The 17796-nt window shown below is 70.1% G+C and carries 15 protein-coding genes; all 15 read left to right on the plus strand.

Features of this window, described 5'->3' with window-relative positions; all coding sequences use genetic code 11:
- Nucleotides 1-280 precede the first annotated feature (280 nt).
- The 15 genes from ABDB74_RS05750 to ABDB74_RS05820 all read left to right on the plus strand — a co-directional run bounded on the left by ABDB74_RS05750 (nucleotide 281) and on the right by ABDB74_RS05820 (nucleotide 17707).
- Entirely contained in the window at nucleotides 281-1384 is a 1104-nt protein-coding gene (locus ABDB74_RS05750; protein ID WP_346622451.1) for a ParB/RepB/Spo0J family partition protein, read from the plus strand.
- The gene (locus tag ABDB74_RS05755; RefSeq protein ID WP_346622453.1) at nucleotides 1381-2586 is read left to right on the plus strand and encodes an acyl-CoA dehydrogenase family protein; all 1206 of its coding nucleotides are present in this window, start codon (nucleotides 1381-1383) and stop codon (nucleotides 2584-2586) included. Before ABDB74_RS05750 ends, ABDB74_RS05755 begins: the two co-directional genes overlap by 4 nt.
- Before the next feature lie 99 nt (nucleotides 2587-2685).
- Nucleotides 2686-3240 (plus strand): carboxymuconolactone decarboxylase family protein, encoded by a 555-nt coding sequence (locus ABDB74_RS05760; protein WP_346622454.1) that lies wholly within the window; start codon nucleotides 2686-2688, stop codon nucleotides 3238-3240.
- A gap of 215 nt (nucleotides 3241-3455) precedes the next feature.
- The gene (locus tag ABDB74_RS05765) at nucleotides 3456-4898 is read left to right on the plus strand and encodes a DHA2 family efflux MFS transporter permease subunit (RefSeq protein WP_346622456.1); all 1443 of its coding nucleotides are present in this window, start codon (nucleotides 3456-3458) and stop codon (nucleotides 4896-4898) included.
- A 159-nt stretch (nucleotides 4899-5057) separates the two neighbouring features.
- Nucleotides 5058-5408 carry a DsrE family protein gene (locus ABDB74_RS05770; protein ID WP_346622457.1) on the plus strand — a complete coding sequence of 117 codons (351 nt, stop codon included), beginning with the start codon at nucleotides 5058-5060 and terminating at the stop codon, nucleotides 5406-5408.
- Nucleotides 5408-6598: an FAD/NAD(P)-binding oxidoreductase gene (locus ABDB74_RS05775; protein ID WP_346622459.1), complete on the plus strand. Its 1191-nt coding sequence runs from the start codon at nucleotides 5408-5410 to the stop codon at nucleotides 6596-6598. The genes ABDB74_RS05770 and ABDB74_RS05775 overlap by 1 nt, the downstream gene beginning before the upstream one ends.
- 28 nt (nucleotides 6599-6626) lie before the next feature.
- Complete coding sequence (locus tag ABDB74_RS05780) at nucleotides 6627-7727, plus strand: alpha/beta hydrolase-fold protein (RefSeq protein ID WP_346622461.1); 1101 nt, start codon at nucleotides 6627-6629, stop codon at nucleotides 7725-7727.
- A gap of 16 nt (nucleotides 7728-7743) precedes the next feature.
- Nucleotides 7744-9954: an aminotransferase class I/II-fold pyridoxal phosphate-dependent enzyme gene (locus tag ABDB74_RS05785; protein WP_346622463.1), complete on the plus strand. Its 2211-nt coding sequence runs from the start codon at nucleotides 7744-7746 to the stop codon at nucleotides 9952-9954.
- A 372-nt stretch (nucleotides 9955-10326) separates the two neighbouring features.
- The gene (locus tag ABDB74_RS05790) at nucleotides 10327-10779 is read left to right on the plus strand and encodes a hypothetical protein (protein ID WP_346622464.1); all 453 of its coding nucleotides are present in this window, start codon (nucleotides 10327-10329) and stop codon (nucleotides 10777-10779) included.
- Nucleotides 10780-10843: 64 nt separating this feature from the next.
- Nucleotides 10844-11611: a DUF6073 family protein gene (locus ABDB74_RS05795; RefSeq protein WP_346622465.1), complete on the plus strand. Its 768-nt coding sequence runs from the start codon at nucleotides 10844-10846 to the stop codon at nucleotides 11609-11611.
- Between the two features lie 148 nt (nucleotides 11612-11759).
- Nucleotides 11760-12356, plus strand: a complete 597-nt coding sequence (locus tag ABDB74_RS05800) for a hypothetical protein (protein WP_346622466.1) — start codon at nucleotides 11760-11762, stop codon at nucleotides 12354-12356.
- Nucleotides 12353-13651 (plus strand): AarF/UbiB family protein, encoded by a 1299-nt coding sequence (locus tag ABDB74_RS05805; RefSeq protein WP_346622467.1) that lies wholly within the window; start codon nucleotides 12353-12355, stop codon nucleotides 13649-13651. Before ABDB74_RS05800 ends, ABDB74_RS05805 begins: the two co-directional genes overlap by 4 nt.
- A 190-nt stretch (nucleotides 13652-13841) precedes the next feature.
- Complete coding sequence (locus tag ABDB74_RS05810) at nucleotides 13842-14495, plus strand: helix-turn-helix domain-containing protein (protein ID WP_346622468.1); 654 nt, start codon at nucleotides 13842-13844, stop codon at nucleotides 14493-14495.
- Between the two features lie 306 nt (nucleotides 14496-14801).
- Nucleotides 14802-15797, plus strand: coding sequence for a DUF1702 family protein (locus ABDB74_RS05815; protein ID WP_346622469.1), 996 nt, complete (start codon nucleotides 14802-14804; stop codon nucleotides 15795-15797).
- Nucleotides 15798-15994: 197 nt separating this feature from the next.
- On the plus strand, nucleotides 15995-17707 hold the full coding sequence (locus ABDB74_RS05820; protein ID WP_346622470.1) for a VCBS repeat-containing protein: 1713 nt from the start codon (nucleotides 15995-15997) through the stop codon (nucleotides 17705-17707).
- The last annotated feature ends 89 nt before the right edge of the window (nucleotides 17708-17796 follow it).

Below are 17796 nucleotides of genomic sequence, written 5' to 3' on the forward strand. Positions count from 1 at the left end.
GGCCCTGGGGCCTGCCGACACGGCGCGGCGGTGGTCGATGAGGGACACGCCGGTATCGCTATAGGAAAGTGACGCAACATCTTGACGCCCTCCCGGCGGGTGGTGTTCTCTCTGCCGCGCCGGGGTCGTACGCAGCTCGCACGACGCCCCAGGTCACCCGGAGGGTGAGTGTGTCGATCCACTGCGGAACTCCACGTACCCGAACTCATCCGATGAAAGGGTTCTGATGGACACCGACGAATGTCCCGGCACGGTGGTCGATGACTACTCCGTGGAAACGGTGCCGATCGATTCCCTGCTGACCGGAGATTCACCTCGGCTCGGCGGTGAGAACGCCGACCATGTGCAACGCCTCGTCGATTGTGGCGGCACGCTGCCGCCGATCATCGTGCACCGGGCGGACGGTCGAATCATCGACGGGATGCACCGCCTGCGGGCCGCGAGGTTGCGTGGCGAGCACACGATCCAGGTGCGGTACGTGGACTGCCGGGACATCGATCCCTTCGTCCTGGCCGTCCGGCTGAACGCCCAGCACGGGCTCCCGCTGACTCGTGCTGAACGGGCGAACGCCGCTCGGCGTGTCATCACCGCCCACCCCGACTGGTCGGACCGGATGATCGCGTCGTTGACCGGACTGGCGGCCAACACGATCGCGTCGATCCGGCAGCGCGCCACGGACGATGTACCGCAGTCGATCGGGCGGATGGGGCGGGACGGCAAGGTGCGACCCGTCCTGGCGGCACCCGGCCGGGAGCGTGCTCAGCAGCTGCTCGCCGAAAACCCGACCGCCAGCCTCCGGCAGGTCGCCCGCGCGGCGGGGGTCTCGCTCGGCACGGCTCACGACGTCCGTCGCCGGATGAACGCGGGGGAGGACGTGGTGCCGGCACGGAACGCTCGTCGGCAGGCCGGTACGACCGCGCGGTCGTCGACGACGGAGCTCCAACCCGCGGTCGAGTCCCGGCGCGATCTCCCCGACTGGGGTCAGATGGGAGCCCTGCTCGAGCTGCTCAAGCGGGACCCGTCGCTGCGCTTCACCGAAGGTGGCAGGACCGTTCTCCGGCTCTTCGACCTGCAGTGCGGGTTCGCCACCCGTCAGGACCAGGTGGCGCACTCCGTCCCGGCCCACTGCGGCACCTCCATCGCCGCGATCGCGCGGGCCTGCGCCGGCGCCTGGCTCAGATTCGCCGAGGAGCTCGAGGGCGACAGGTCGACCGCGCTCAGCGTCTCGGCTTCCGCTCCTGGCGCGGTCGTGTCGCGTCTCGAGGCGGAGCGTGCCCCCGCACGCGTTGTCTCCCGGCCGGCCATCGCCCCGTCCCCACGGCTCGCGCCACCCCGTGAACGGGCCCTCGCCGCCGTGTCGGTCGCGGGCGGAGTCCAGGCATGACCGCGACGACGGTGGACAGCCCCGTGCTCGCCACCGACTGGCTCGCGCGGGCCCGCGAGGTCGCCGAGGTGCTGGCGGGCGACGCCGCGGAACGAGACGCCGCCGGTCGCACCCCCGTGGCCGAGGTGCGTCTCCTGAAGGAGTCCGGACTGGTCACGCTGCTCGGGTCCCGAGCAGCCGGCGGTGGAGGGCAGGACTGGTCGACCGCGCTCGACGTCGTCCGAACGGTCTCCCGGGCCGACGGTTCCGTCGGTCAGCTCCTGGGATACCACTACCTGTGGTTCTGGGCGGCACGCTTCTTCGGCACCGAGGGCCAGATCCGTCTTCTCGAGGAGGAGGCGATCCGAGGGACGCTGTTCTACAGCGGGGCGCTCAACCCCCGTGACAAGGACATGGCCGCCGTCGACCGGGGCGACTCGCTGGTGATCAATGGACGGAAGAGCTTCGCCTCGGGAAGCGGCCTCTCCGATCGCACCTTCCTCGGGGCTGCCCTCCCCGACGGCCGACCGGCATTCGTCATCGCAGAATCGACCGCACCGGGCCTGGTCTACCACCACGACTGGGACAACATGGGTCAGCGACTGACGGAATCGGGAACCATCACCGTGACCGATCTCGAGGTCCCGTGGACTGCTGCGCTCGGTTTCGTGGACAAGGAACTGGTGTCCTCGGTGTACAGCTCGCTGTCGATCCTGACTCTTCAGCAAATCATGGCGAACCTCTACCAGGGCATCGCCGAAGGGGCGCTGTCCGCCGCCGCTGGGTACACCCGGACCCAGACCCGTCCCTGGCCCTACGGGGGGGACCCCAAGGACTCGGCCTGCGAGGAGTGGTACGTCCTCGAGCACTACGGCGACTTCCAGTCGCGGCTGTGGGCCACCGGAGCGCTCGTGGAGTCCACGAACGCGGCACTCTCCGACGCCCTGCACGATCCCCGGCCCGCGATGACTCCGCAGCGTCGGGGGGAGCTAGCGGTGCGGATCAGCGCCGCGAAACAGCGCACGATCATCGAAGGTCTCGACGTCTGCACCCGGATGTTCGACGTGATGGGTGCTCGGGCCACCTCCGGCAAGTACCGGTTCGACCGGTTCTGGCGAAATCTGCGCACGCACAGCCTGCACGACCCCGTTGCCTACAAGAAGCGGGAGGTCGGCCAGTACGCCCTGATGGGGCAACTGCCGCGCCCGACCTTCTACTCGTGACCGCGGCGCCTGCGCGCCACCTCTGCCGTCACGCCCGGCCGCGACTGCGCGGGGCGTGCTGAGTCCCATCCATTCAACGCAGCACTGGAGGTTCCGCACATGGCGCACGTCGACATCCCACCGGGCACCCCGCCTGGCACGCCCGGGCTCATGATGTACCGGCAGGACACCGGTGGTCCGTTGAGCCAGCTGGCCGAGGTCCTGCTCCGCGAGGAGAACTCCCTGAGCCGCTCGGAACGAGAGCTGATCGCGGCCTACGTCTCGTATCTGAACGAGTGCTACTTCTGCTGGCAGACCCACCGGCAGATGAGTGTCCAGCAGGACGAGGGTGCTGATCTGGCACGGCTCGAATCGCTGATCGACGACTTCGACGGCGCTCCCCTCAAGCCCAAGCTGCGCGCCCTCCTGGTCATCGCCGGCCAGGTGACCATCAGTGGCAGGTCGGTGACGACGGAACTCGTCGCCTCGGCGAAGGATGCCGGCGCCACGGACGCCGAGATCCACGACACCGTCCTGATCTCCGCCGCGTTCTGCATGTACAACCGCTACTGCGACGGGCTCGCCGTGCTGGTGCCGCAGGATCCGACGGCCTACGTCGGGATGGCGCAGCACATCATCAGTGGCGGGTACTCCATGTGCGCGAAGGGGCACTGACCACGCCGAGCCCCCCACGGCGGGAGGCGACCGGACCACGGTGCCGGAGGGCAGGCGAACCACATCCGGCCGCCGCCCCTCGAGAGGGCCCATGAGCGCTGACCAGATCCGGGCGGGCTCGTGGAAGTGCACCGCGCAATCGCACGCAGCAGTCGTCGGAGGCGGTCCGACGGTCGGCACCGGCGCCCCCAGCGCCAGACGAATCGAGGTGTGACGTGTTCCAAGCGGTCGACGCGCCGAGTTCCGCCCGCGCACGGCAGAGGTGGGCGCTGATCCTCGGGTCTCTCACGTCGTTCCTCGTCGGGCTCGATGCGTTGGTCGTGACGACGGCCCTGCCGACGTTGCAGCAGGAGTTCGGCACCAGCATCGAAACCCTGAGCTGGACCATCGACGGTTTCGCGCTCGCCTTCGCCGCGACGATCATCGCCGGAGCGACACTGGGCGACCGACTGGGGCGGCGTGCATTCTTCGCGGTCGGGACCATCATCTTCACGGTTGCCTCCGCCCTCTGCGCGGTGAGTGGCGGAGCGGAGAGCCTCGTGCTCTTCCGGGTGCTCCAGGGCATTGGTGGCGGGATCGCCTATCCCTTGTCACTGGCGCTGATCGTGGACGCGACACCCCCGAAGGAGCGCGGTACCGCGCTGGGCATCTGGGGGGCGGTCACCGGTGTCGCCGTCGCGGCCGGGCCGCTCATCGGTGGACTCATCGTCGAGGGGATGAGCTGGCAGTGGGTGTTCTGGGTCAACGTGCCCGTCGGTATCGCGATCGTCTACCTGACGATGCGGAAGCTGGGGGAGACGCGCGGCGTGGTGCGCCGCGTCGACTGGCTCGGGCTCGTCCTGGCCACCGCAGGGCTGTTCGGCATCGCCGAGGGGCTCATCCGCGGCAACGAGGTGGGGTGGACCGACCCGACCATCGTGCTCGGTCTGGTCGGCGGGGTGGTCGTACTCGCCCTGTTCATCGCCTGGCAGTACCGGGCGCCCTCTCCCATGATGCCGATGCAGCTGTTCCGGAATCGCAGCTTCACCGGAGGGTGTGCGGCCGGTTTCTGCCTGACGGCCGGCATCTACGGACTGGGCTTCCTGACGGCCCAGTACCTCCAGCTCGCCATGCAGTTCGGCCCGCTAGAGGTCGGGATCCGGCTCCTCCCCGCAACCGGCATGGCGTTGATCGTGTCACCGTTCGTCGGGGTGCTCGCCGACCGCATCGGCGAGAAACCCCTGGTGATCGCCGGTCTGGGCCTGTTCGGTACAGGGCTCATCCTCCTCGGGACGTCAGTCACCGGTGTCGACTCCTACGGCGTTCTCGTCCTGCCGCTGCTCATCGCCGGCGTGGGTATCGCCACCGCTTTCCCGACGTCGGAGACCGCCGTCATGCGGTCGGTCCTACCGTCCCAGGCAGCCATCGCGTCCGGGGTCAGCAACACCTTCCGTCAGGTCGGTGCCGTGTTCGGTGTGGCGGTCGCCGTGGCCGTGTTCACGAGCAACGGGGAGTACGGCTTTCCCGCGGAGTTCGCTGCCGGGTACCGCCCCGCGATGATGGTGCTCGGCCTCCTCAGCCTGCTCGGCGTCGTCGCCGGCTTCTTCATCCGACGGGAGCCCATCCCCGACGACGCCGATGAGCCGTCGGTCCGAGAGGAGCCGAGCCGGGTCGTCTGACCTCGGCAGACGTCCCCCGCCCGCGGCCCGCCGGCCGCCCGACGCACACGACTCGCCGCCTCGTCCCCGCGGAGCCCGGACCGCGGCGGCGTCCGGTGGCTCGACCGTGGCAGAAAGTCCGATCACAAGATCCCATCCCACGACTTGGCTGGAGCTGACATGAGATACCTGTTCGTCCTGCACGACGCTCCGTACGGCACCGAAAGGGTCTACAACGGTCTGCGTTGGGCGCGGGAGATGCTCCAGGGCCCCGGCAGCGAGGCGCGGATGTTCTTCTTCGCCGATGCGGTCGCCGCGGCGAAGTCCGGCCAGCACACGCCGAACGGTTACTACAACGTCGGCAAGATGGTCGCGGGCGTGGCCGCCGCCGGAGCGGAGGTCGGGTGCTGCGGCAGCTGCCTCGACGCCCGCGGGATCGGCGACGAGGAACTGGTCAAGGGAACGCACCGGTCGTCCATGTCCGAGCTCGCGGAGTGGACGGCCTGGGCGGACCAGGTCATCAACATCTGATGGCCGGCGACATGGCGCGCGACGTCGTCGTCCTCGGCGCGGGCGTCGCGGGGCTGGCGACCGCCCGTGGCCTGCGCGAGCGGCTCCCGGACACCGATCGCATCGTCCTCGTCGACTCGTCGACCGAGCAGGTGCAGGGGCTGTCCCTGCTGTGGCTCCTCCGTGGCTGGCGGGACCGCGAGGCCGTCACACTGCGGGATGGCTACCGGGCCCTGCCGGGCGTCGAGTTCGTCCACGGCCGCGTCGAGCGGATCGACCCGGGCAACCGGACCGTCCTGACCGACATCGGGACCCTGTCCTACGACGCGCTGGTCTGTGCGCTGGGCGCCGAACTGGACATCGGGCGGCTACCCGGGCTCGCCGAGGCCGAGGCCGCAGGGGACGCCGTCCACTACTACGCACCGGATGCTGCCCTGGCCGCTCAGGCGCGCATTCGTGCGCTGCGTCGCGGGAAAGTGGTCGTCCTGGTGTGCGACGTCCCCTACAAGTGTCCCGGCGCCCCGTACGAGGGAGCCATGCTCGTGGCCGATCTCCTGACCGAGACCGGTGCACGATCCTCGGTGGAGGTGGAGGTCTGCACACCGGAGCCGCAGCCGATGCCGGTCGCCGGGCCCGAGGTGGGCCGTGGCGTGGTCTCGATGATGGAGCGGGCCGGCATCCGCTTCCGCCCGTCGACGCGCATCACCTCGGTCGACGCGGATGGTCGGGTCCTGCGCGGCGCCGACGGGCTCGAGATCCCCTTCGACCTGCTCGTGTTCGTCCCGCCGCACCGGCCTCCCCGCGCCATCGCCGAGCTCGGGCTCGCGCCGGCCGGGTGGGCGCCCGTCGACCCTCGTTCCCTGCAGACGTCGTTGCCGGACGTGTGGGCGCTGGGGGACAACTCGATGGTGGTGCTGGAGAACGGAAAGCCACTGCCCAAGGCGGCGGTCTTCGCCAAGGCGCAGGCAGTGACCGTGGCCGCGGGCGTGGCCCGGTTCCTCGGGTACGACGTGCCCGACGTCCCGTTCGACGGGCTCGGCCACTGCTACCTGGAGGCAGGCGCGCTCAAGGCGGCACGGGGTGCCGGGAACTTCTACGTGGCCCCGGATCCCGACGTCCGGTTGGAGGGAGTGTCCGCGGAGCTGCACCGGGAGAAGGAGCGTGAGGAGTCCGAGTGGCTCCAGGCGTGGCGGACGGCGCCGGTCCCGTGACACGGTCGGTCGAACCGGACGGACGGCGATGAACGCCCCGTGGCCCTCCGTGCTGCGCGGACGCCTCGACAAGCATCTCCTCACCAGCGAGGCGCTGCGCAGCAATCCGCTGGGAGATCCTGCCGAGCGTCCGATGTGGGTGTACGTGCCGCCGGGTTACGACGAGCGGGACGGGCGTCGGTACCCGACGGTCTACCTGCTGCAGGGTTTCTTCGGCCACCTGGACATGTGGGCCAACCGGGCGCCCTTCACCCCGCCGTTCATCGAGGAGGTGGACCGGGCCTTCGCTTCGGGGAGCATCCCGCCGGCCATCCTCGTCTTCATCGATTCGTGGACGTCGTACGGGGGCAGCCAGTTCCTGGACTCGCCGGGCACCGGCAGGTACCACAGCTACTTCTGCGACGAGATCGTCCCCTGGGTCGACGGGCACTACCGGACCGTCGACGCACAGGGAGGCCGGGCTGTGTCGGGGAAGTCGAGTGGCGGGTACGGGGCCCTGGTCAGCGCGATGCTGAGGCCCGATCTCTTCGGTGGTGTCGCCTGCCACGCCGGTGATGCCCTGTTCGAGTACACCTGCTTCGCGAAGTTCCCGAAGTGCGTCCGGTTCCTCCGGGCCTATGGCGGGGACATCGAGCGCTGGTGGCGCGACTTCAGCGAACGAGGCCGGGTGGGTCGTCCCGAGGACCCGTCCCTACTGATCGTCTACGGCATGTCGGCGTGCCTGTCGCCCACGCCGGACGGCGTGCCGCAGCTGCCCTTCGACCCGGTCAGCGGCGCCGTGCGTGCCGAGGTCTGGCAGCGGTGGCTGGCGCTGGATCCCGTCCGGATGATCCCCGCCCATGCCGATGCATGGCGAGGCATGCGCGCCGTGTGGATCGACTGCGGAGCGCAGGACGAGCACTTTCTCGACGTCGGCGCCCAAGGTCTGCGCGCGGCGCTCTCCGCGGTCGGGGTGACCGACGACGCCCTCTTCCACTTCGAGCTCTTCCCCGGCGCACACGGTGGTCTGGACCACCGTTACCTGTTGTCCCTCGACTGGCTCTCCAGGCGCCTGGAACGGAACGACCCGGCCGTGCGATCCGCGGCCGGCGAGATCGCCCTCGCCGGAACGCGCGAGGTCACCCGCTGATCCTGGAGGTCCCGCTGTGACGCAGGAGTCCGTGACCCGTTCAACTGATGGTTTCGTACGGTCGGACACGACCGGTGTCCAGCGCTCCGAGCAGCAGCGCCTGATGCGGTCGGCCGGAGCTGCGCACGGCGGGTTGTTCGAGGACCTGGCCGTCGCCGACCTGCGGCAGCGGCGTGGTGTCAAGTGGGCGAAGGTCGAGGCGGACGTCCTGCCGGCGTGGATCGCCGACATGGACTACCCGGTGGCACCACCGATCCGGGAGGCCCTCGTCGCCGCTCTCGACAGGGGAGACCTCGGGTATCCGGGGTGGTCGAACTGGATGGGGCCCGATCCACTCGCCGCGGCCTTCACCGCACGGATGCGCCAGCGGTACGGCTGGGACGCAGAGCCGACCCATGTCCGGACGCTCAGCGACATCCTCCAGGGCCTCCAGATCGTCCTCCACGTGGCGACGTCGCCAGGCGATGCCGTCGTCGTGCAGACGCCGAACTATCCGCCCTTCCTCAAGCTCATCGAGGCGATGGGCCGGCGCCTCGTGTCGGTCCCCTTCGAGCGCCACGCCCAGGGCTGGGGATTCGACCCGGACCGGCTCGAGGAGGCCGTCGTGCGCTCGGGCGCGCGGGTGCTGTTCGTGGTGAACCCGCACAATCCGACGGGCCGGGTCCTCACCGGGGAAGAGCTGGCCGCGATCAGCGCGATCGGGGAGAGGCGCGACCTCCTCCTGGTCGCGGACGAGGTGCTGGCGGATCTCACCCTGCATCCCCACCAGCACATCCCGCTGGCGTCGCTCGGTGCGGAGACGGCTCGGCGGACGGTCACCCTCTTCTCTGCGACGAAGGCGTTCAACATCGCCGGGCTCCGGGCGGCCGTGCTCCATGCGGGCGATCCGACCGTCCGTACCCGACTGCGCGCCTACCCGCCCGACCTGTTCGGTGTCGTCGACGACCTCGCCGTGACGGCGACGCGCGCGGCCTGGGCCGAGGGGGACGGCTGGCTGGGCGGCCTGCTGTCGCACCTCGCCGAGCGGCGCGACCACCTCGTCGCGCGCCTGGCCGCCGAGGCGCCGCAGGTGCAGGTCGCCTCGCCGCAGTCCGGGTACATGGCCTGGCTCGACTGCCGAGGGGCCACCGGTGGTCGCCGGCCCGCGGCGTTCTTCCGCGAAGAGGCCCGCGTCGAGCTCAGCCCCGGTGAGACGTTCGGCCGGGGTGGTGCCGGCTTCGTCCGGCTGAACTTCGCGACCTCGTCGGCGTTGCTCGACCACATCCTCGACCGCATGGTCGCGGCTTCGCGGGCCGCAGGACAGCTGTCGGCCGCGGCCCCGGCAGCGTCGTCGCAGCGACGGAGCAGCGGTCGCGACCAGACCCTGGCCGTCACCTCAGCGTCCACCCCGGACCCGGGATGCCCGACACCGGAGGCCACGCCAGTCGCCGCGCGTACCGACTCTCCGCCGAACGTCTGGGCGGCTGTCGACTACCACCCGATCGCGGTACGGGACGTCATCGTCTCGGAGCTGCTGGTCCGGGCGGCCGGTGTGCGCGCCGGTCAGGCCGTCCTGGACGTCGGTTCGGGGAGCGGCAACACCGCCATCGCCGCCGCCCGACGTGGGGCGCTCGTGACGGCGTCGGACGTGGTGCCGGCCGCCCTCGCGGTGGCGAGCCGGCGAGCGCAGGCCGAGGGGCTGGACATTCGCACGGAGGTGGCCGACGCGGAGCAGCTGCCCTTCCCCACCGGCGCGTTCGACGTCGTGGTCTCGAGTTTCGGGGCGATGTACGCCCCTGATCATCAGCGAGCGGCCGATGAACTGCTGCGCGTGTGCCGGCCGGGGGGATCGATCGCGATGACGAACTGGACCCCGGGCGGGATCGTCGCCCGGCTCCAGCGCATCCTCCAGTGCGTCGTGGGCCCACCGCCGAAGCCAGGCCCGAGCGGTCCGCCGGTGCTCTGGGGTACGGAGCAGCACTGCTACGAGCTGTTCGGTGAGCACATCCGCGACATCCGCATGGAGTTCCGGGTGCACGAGTGGTGCGCACCGTCGGCGGAGGCGCAGGTCGATCTCCTTGCTCAGCACCTGGCTCCCTGGCACGTGGCGACCGGTCGACTGGACGACGCGCAGCGGGACGCGATCCGACGGCTGGCCGTGGAGGAGTTCGAGCGGTCCAACGCGTCCGCGGACGGTTCGAACGTGGCGCCTGCGGAGTACCTCGAGCTCGTCATCACACGCTCCTAGGCGGTCGCACAGCCCGGACGACCGGGCGGGACGACGGCCGGCTCCCGCACGGTCGCGGATCCGTGGGCCGGCCGCGGATGCCCGGGTGGCGGCCCACCCCCGACGCACCCCTCGGCCAACCTCGCCGATCGTCGTGCCCGGCGCCGGGCTTCCTCCGCGTGCCGAGGAGCTGCCGGCGGTCGGTCTGTTGGCGCGCGGTGGGCCGGGCCCATCGCGAACGGCCCCGTGATCGACATGTTCACGGCCACCTCTCGGACCGGTTGACTATATGTTTTTCAAGCGATCTACTCAGCGGGGCAGCCACAATTCTCCTTCATGGTGGGAATCGGTGGCCCTCGCGTCTTCTCGCCCCCGCATACCAGGAGAAATGCCATGACACTGACCCGCGAGCACGCCCCGTCGACCGAGGGCGTCGACACCGGCGCACTTCTTGCCGCATACCGTTCCTCGGTGACGCCGGCAGCCAAGGACTTCGTGGAGTGCCGCATCTCGGCCAATGAACTGCGCGAGCGGTGGCTGACATACTTCCGCGGCTCGTTCTTGGTCTACGAAATCGCCGTCCACGACGCCTGGCGTTCCGCGTTCGGGCCGGACCGGGGAATCGAGCCGGGCCCGCCGCACGCCGACCCGAAATTCGTGGAGACGCTGCGGGTCTTCCCGGTGACGATCTCGCACAACAATCTCGAGCGCCTCATCGACGTGCTCGCGGTCGAGGTCGGTGACGGAACGGCCGATGCCACCGGCCTGCGTGAACGTCTCGTCGACTTCGCCTTCGTGGTGGACGAGCTCGACCGCCTGATGAGCACCCTGACGCTGGCCCACTGAGAGGTCAGACGACGAGGGTGCGGATCAGCGCTCTCGGGACACATCCACAGGAAAGAGGCACGACGTGACAGACGACAGGTCAACCAACGGGGCGCCGGTCAGCATCATGGCCATTCTCGAGGCTGCGCAGGGCGTGGTCGGCGGTGATGGCGGCGCTCTGTTCGATGCCGAGGTCGTGAAGGGACACGACCTGGCGTGGGGCGGCCCCGGCAACCTCTACACCATCAGGCCGTACACGCTCAGCGCCGCGGCGCTGGAGGTGTTCACGGTCCGGGAGCGCATCCACGTCGACATCGACGGGCTCGGCGAGGATCTCGTGGATCTCCACGGGATCGGCGTCTACCGGCGCCACACCCCGCGGATCGGCACCCCCGGCGCGACGGAACTGACGTGGCGAACGGCGACGATCGGCGCCCAGTTCCTGTCCCTGCAGGTCCTGGGCCACAGCGACGTCCTCGGCCAGATCAGGGTGACCAACACGCCCGGGAAGCGGGAAGGCGCGATCGTCGCGCCGGCTCCGCTGCCCGGCAAGGGTGTCGGCTACACGCCGCTCAAGAACTGCACCACGGAGATCTTCCCGCAGTTCGACATCGAGCGGCTGGGGACCACGGTCAACACCGGCGACGAGCCGGTGCTGGTCGAGTCGCGCGTGAACATGGTGCCGCCCATCGGCGACGTCTCCCGCACGGCACGGGGCTATGCCCTGTACGACGGCGACCGGCAGGTCGGTCGCCTGCTGGCGGCTGACCTGGAGATCGGTGCACTCCTGCACCACGTGCCGATCGACAGCGCCTGGCGGCAGATCGAGGCGACGCCTCCGGTCATGGTCTGACCGAAGAGTGGTCGCAAGCGACATCGGGTGGGCCCGCGCGAGCCTCAGCGCGGGTCCACTCCCGTCATTCGCCTTCCGGATCGAGGCCTCGCTGGGTGACCGCCCGATGACCTACCTGTTCGCCCGGCGCAGTGGAGCAGGCGGTCGGATGGTGAGTCGGCTCGTCGTCCTGACGCCGCACAACCTCCGGTCGACCCTGGTCGAGATCGTCGAGCAGCATGGGGACGAGAGCCCTGGGGTCACCGTGAAGCTGCCCACGATGAACGCGCCGCGAGCGGTCTCCGGGCGTCATCTGTTCACCTGTCTGCCGCTCACCGACGTCGGCTATCTGGACCTGATGGCCTGGATGCACCCGGCCAGCGTCCCGGTCGTCCCGGGGGACCGGGACGGCCGTCTCTCGGCATCGCCGGCCCTCGGGCCGACCGAGGTTCGGCGCTCCGCCGACCCGGACAGCGGGTACGAGGTGTTCGAGCACGTCCACCGGGCCACCGGGGTCACCGTCGCCCGGCGGGTGCTGTGCCGCGGCGTCGAGACGCGGTCGTGGGAGGTGCTCGACCTCGGTCCCGAGGTGCACGGCCACCTGCCGGCGCGGATCCGGGCGGTCAGGAGCGAGAGCGGGCTGTTCACCGAATTCGTCCGGACCACCCATCCACGGCCGATCCCGGCCGCGTGGTTCGACCGCGACATCGACTACTTCATGCGCGCGGTGGATGCGGAGCTGTCGGAACGAGCCCGACCAACGTGAAGGGGGAGACCGTGCCGTCGTCGTGGATGGTGGTCCGCAGGCTCGCCGAGGTCGCCCGGATCGTGGCGGGCGAGGGCCTGGCCCGTCGTGTCAAGGGCGTGGAGGGGCACGGGATCAGCGAGGTCCTCGACCGCCTGGGTGGGGCGTTCGTCAAGGGCGCGCAGATCCTCAGCACCCGGCGGGACCTGGTGGGGGCGGAGCTGGCCGGCGAGCTGGCGCGACTCCAGGACCGGGTGCGGCCGATGCCCGCAGGCGACGCCCTGCAGGTGATCGCCGCGGTCTGCCCCAGCTGCGCAGTTCGGGCCCGCCCAGGTGTCGAGGCCGGCGCGGTGGCGAGCGGCTCCATCGCCTGTGTGTACCGGGTGCCGGGACCCGCCGGTGACATCGCGCTGAAGGTGCGGAGGCCGGAGGCCTGGTCACAGCTGCACGCGGACACCCGGATCATCCGATGGGCAGCTCGGCTGCTGGCGCGATTGCCGGGCGCCTCCGGCATACCGGTCCGTGAGATCGCCGATCAGGTCTGCGAGGCGGTGCTGATGCAGCTGGACTTCGACAGGGAGCGCCTGCACCTGGAGCGGTTCAGCGACGCCATGGCAGACGCCCCCGGTGTCGTGGTGCCCCGCGTCGTACCGGCGATGTGCCACGACGGTGTGCTCGCCATGGAGTACGTGGAGGATCTCCGGCGCACCCGGCCGCACGAGATGGGCGAGGCCGAGCGCTCCTCGGCGACGCAGCTGCTCGTGAGTGCCGTGTACCGGTCGGTGTTCCTCGTCGGCCTCGCGCACCTCGATCTGCACCAGGGCAACGCGTACCTGATCGATCAGCGGACGGTGGCCGTCATCGACTTCGGCTTCGCCTACCAGTTGAGCGAGTCGGCGAGACGACGGTTCGCCCAGTTCATCGGCGGCATGATCGAGTCCGACGGACCAGGATGCGCCGAGACGCTGCTCGCCTCGGCGACCGGTCGGCTGGACGACGCCGATCTGGTCACGTTCCGCCGTGATGTCTCACGGCTCGTCGAGGTCAGTGCCGGTCGGAGCGTCGCGCAGTTCAGCCTTCCCGAGTTCGCGGGTGCCCTCTTCGACATCCAGCGCCGCTGCGGCGTCTACGCCGATCCCGAGTTCGTCTTCCCCATCCTCTGCCTGCTCGCTCTCGAAGGCGCGGTCAACGAGTGGGCGCCTGACATGGACTTCCAACTCGAGGCGGCACCCTATGTCTTGACCGTCCTCCTGGAGGCCGACGTCCCCGGGTCGCTGGAAGACACCACGGCCGGGAGCGTCGCGGGGATCTCCTGATGCACACGGTGGCAGCGTGCGGAGGCAGGATTCTGTCGCGGGCGGGACGTCGACCCACCAATCGGGAGAGATCCGGTCCTCGTTCCGACTGGTACCTTGAACGCCGTCGGAACGGGCCCCGGCGGGCCCCTGCCTCACCGGTGAACCTTCGGAATCACCGCGGCACCAGGGGAACGGAGAGGGGGGTTCTGTGGGATCGCCGCGTGACTACGGTCAATTCTGCGGCCTTGCCGCGGGCCTCAACGTCATCGGGAACCGATGGACCCTGCTCATCATCCGTGAGCTGCTGCTGGGCCCGGTCAGGTTCAACGATCTGGTGGCGAACCTGCCCGGCATCGGCTCGAACCTCCTCGCGGAGCGGCTGCAAGGGCTCGCAGCGGCGGGCGTGATCGAGGTGGTGCCGGTGGCCGGTGACCGCCGTGGTAAGTCCTACCAGCTGACCGAGCGGGGGCAGGAGCTGAAGGGGCCCCTGCTCCTTCTCGCCCGATGGGGACTCTCGGCCCTGACCGAGCAGGACAGCAAGGGCGTCGTCCGGGCCGAGTGGGCGATCATCGCGCTCGAGGCCATGGTCACCGACGACAGCATCCCGACGCTGGACGAGGCGTACGAGTTCGTGATCGACGGCGTCCCCGTGGTGGTCACCGTCCAGGACGGAGTCGTGAGCATCGGGCGAGGCGCGCCTGTCGCCGACGTCGCGCTCAGGGTCACCAGCGATGCCGAGACCTTCGTCCGTGTCGGCGCACGGCTGATCGATCCGCTGGAAGCCGTCGCGCAGGGGCTGGTGAAGCTCGAGGGCGACATGGTTGCCGCGGATCGCTGCATCCGGTTGTTGAACCTCGCCTAATCCTGCCGGCTGTTCAGCGCGTTGAACGCGCGCGGAAGTCGAAAGACGCGTGGCCCGTTCAGGGCCTATTGCCCCCGCGCTCGGGCCGCTGATACCGTCCGCGCCAGCTCCACCTGATGATTCCGCGATTGGTCGACAAGGCCCGAGACCATCGCCCCTCCCGTCATTACATGGCGCATTTCTGGATCGGTGCGTCGAATTCCGGGCGAAGTCAATAGCAGCTGTTCGATGTCGATCGACGCTGCCCGGAACAACTGTTGTCAGGTCTTATTGCTGTTGTCAGTTCTTTTCGGGGGAGTGGATGCCATGAGCGTTCCCATCGATGCAGAGGTGGACGGCACGATCTCCGGCCGGCAGCATCTGCCCGCTGCCGGCCGGTGGCCGCTCGGCGTCCGGCTTCCCCGGTCCCTGGCCGACTTCGATCGCCGTGGGTTCCGAACCGACCGGCCTGACGCCCGGGAGCTTCTCGAGGGGCACGCACAGGCTTTCATCGCCGGTTTCGACCTGGCGAGCTCGAGGTGGTCCCACGTGCACGAGGCGCTGGCCGACGTCCCCGCGTTCGAGCGCGGCTTCGCCTACGAGGGTGCGGCCATGTACGCCGCCCTCCGGGATGCGGCGACTTTCGGCCGGGCGCAGGCGCTCGCCCATGTTCTGCGAGACGCCGGGGACGGCTACGCCCATCTCGTCCACGTCGGCTACGGGTGGGGGTTGGGGCCGCTTCGGTCCGGCTGGTTCCCGCGGCTGCCCGACACCCCGTTGCTGCGGTGGCTGGCGCTGGACGGCGCCGGGTTCTGCCACGCCTTCTTCGGTGGACTTCCGGCGGTGCGCCGCCTGGCCGCAGCCCCGGCGACCCTCGTGCGCGAGGCGCGGCTCGCGGGTTGTGGGCGGGCACTCTGGTTCATCGAGGCTGCCGATGTCCGATCCGTAGCGGCGGCGATCGCCGGCGTCCCTGCGTCGGCTCAGCGGTCGCTGTGGGCGGGGGTGGGCCTGGCGGTGGCCTACGCGGGCGGAGCCGTGGGCGCCGACCTGGACGACCTCGCCGACCTCGGTTCCCGGCATCGGCCAGGGTTCGGCCAGGGCGTGCTGTTCGGTGCTGCCGCCCGGGCGCGGGCCGGGATCGTGCCGCCGTACACCAACGCGGTCTGCGTCCGGGTGCTGGGGATCGACGCCCACGAAGCCGGGCGGCTCGCGGACCGGGCCTCTGCGGATCTCGGCAGCCCTGGCTCCCTGGCCGACTTCCTGGAATGGAAGACCAGGCTCCAGCACGCGGTCGCCGACGTCCTCGACTCGCGGGGGGCCTAGTGGCCACCGTGTTCGGATCCCCGGCAGCGCGCCGGGCGGTCGTCCTGGCCGTAGCGCTGGCGCTGACGCTGACGGCCGCGATGTTCACGCGGCGCCCGGGACCGAGCGCCGAGCAGACAGCTGATCTGGCGCGCCCTTTCAGCTTCCGCACGGTAGTCCTCAACGAGGCTCCACCGGGCGGGCGCAGCACCCGTCCGGTGCATCCCGACTTCTCGGGGGTGCAGGCGTGGATCGCCGCCGTGGGCGGGGCGGTCTCCCTCAGCGACCTGCGCGGGCTCGGACGGTCGGCCGACGGGTGCCTGGTGGACCCGCGCGACGACTCCGTCACCGTGTTCCCCGTGCCGGAAGCGGGCGGACCGGACTACCCCCGCTTCCAGTTGCGCCCCACAGACCTCGCTTACGACACGACCATGGCTCCGATGGGGTGCGTTCCCGGGGACTTCGACGAGGACGGGACGACGGATCTGCTCGTCACCTACTGGGGACGCTCGCCCATCGTCTTCATGAACCAGGGCAGCGGCGTCGCAGGACCCACGGCGGACGGGTTCCATGCGCACGAGCTGGTGGATCCCCCTCAGATCTGGAACACCACCACCGCCAACGTGGGTGATGTGGACGGCGACGGACACCTCGACATCCTCCTCGGCAACTTCTTTCCCGACGGTGCTCGCGTGCTGGACCCGACCGCGACCGATGACGGCCGCATGGCGATGAACAGCTCACTGGGGAAGGCGCTCAACGGCGGAGGCGCCAAGCTGTTCCTCACCAAGCCGACCGGCGGGGTCCAGGACATGCCGGAGATCATCGACGCCACGTCGGCGCTGCCCACGAGTTCGACCAGCGCCTGGACACTCGCCACCGGCATGCAGGACCTGACGGGGGACCTGCTGCCCGAGGTGTACCTGGCCAACGACTTCGGCCCCGACCAGCTCCTGGTCAACGACTCCACCCCGGGTCGGGCCGGTTTCACCGCCGTCTACGGCTCCCGGGACCCGTACACCCCGCGTAGCCAGGTCCTCGGTCACGACTCCTTCAAGGGCATGGGCGTCACGTTCACCTACGCCGACGGCGGAGGGCTCCCGTCGATCATGGTCGGCAACATCACCACCGAATTCGGGTTGCACGAGAGCAACCTGTTCTTCGTCCCGTCCGGCGAGCCCGAGGATCTCGCGGCAGGCCGTGTGCCCTACCGCGAGCGGAGTGAGGCGCTGGGCATCGCCCGCGCCGGCTGGAGCTGGGATGTCAAGGCGGGCGACTTCGACAACTCCGGAGTCGACGAGATCCTGCAGTCGACCGGCTTCCTGAAGGGTGTGGACAACGCCTGGCCGGAGCTGCAGGAACTCGCGATGGGCAACGACCAGCTCGTCCTCGATCCCGACTTCTGGCCCACTCTCGGGCCGGACGCCGACCTGGCGGGCCACCAGCCGAACCCCTTCTGGGTTCGTGACGGTGAAGGTCGTTACGCGGATCTGGCGAGTGCCGTCGAGATCGACGAACCGTGGAACAGCCGCGGTATCGCGCTCGGTGACGTCGACGGCGACGGTCGGCTGGATGCGCTCGTCGCCAATCAGTTCGAGGACTCGGTGCTGCTGCTCAACCAGGGGCCGGTCAACCGCCCTGCCGCCTATCTCCAGCTGGTCAGCCGGGGCGCCGCTGGTGGCGATCGACCCGCGATCGGGGCACAGGTCGAGCTGGAGCTCCCCGGCGGCGGCAAGGCGCAGCTCTATCCCGCGAACGGGCACAGCGGGGTGTCGGCCAGCGACGTCCACCTCGCGTTGCCCCCGGGGCCACCAGTGGCCGCGAGGGTCAGCTGGCGCGACGCCACAGGCCTGCACAGCCGGGAAGTGATGCTCGAGCCCGGGCGCCACCAGTTGGTGCTCGACGAGGACCAGAGTGCGGAGGCACCATGACCGACCCGCGCACATGCCCGACATGCGGGAGAGGCGAGCACCCCGCGCCGTCCGTCCACTCCTCGGGCGACACGCCGGCCGTCGTTCCA

This window comes from Blastococcus sp. HT6-4, assembly GCF_039679125.1.
GTDB lineage: Bacteria > Actinomycetota > Actinomycetes > Mycobacteriales > Geodermatophilaceae > Blastococcus > Blastococcus montanus.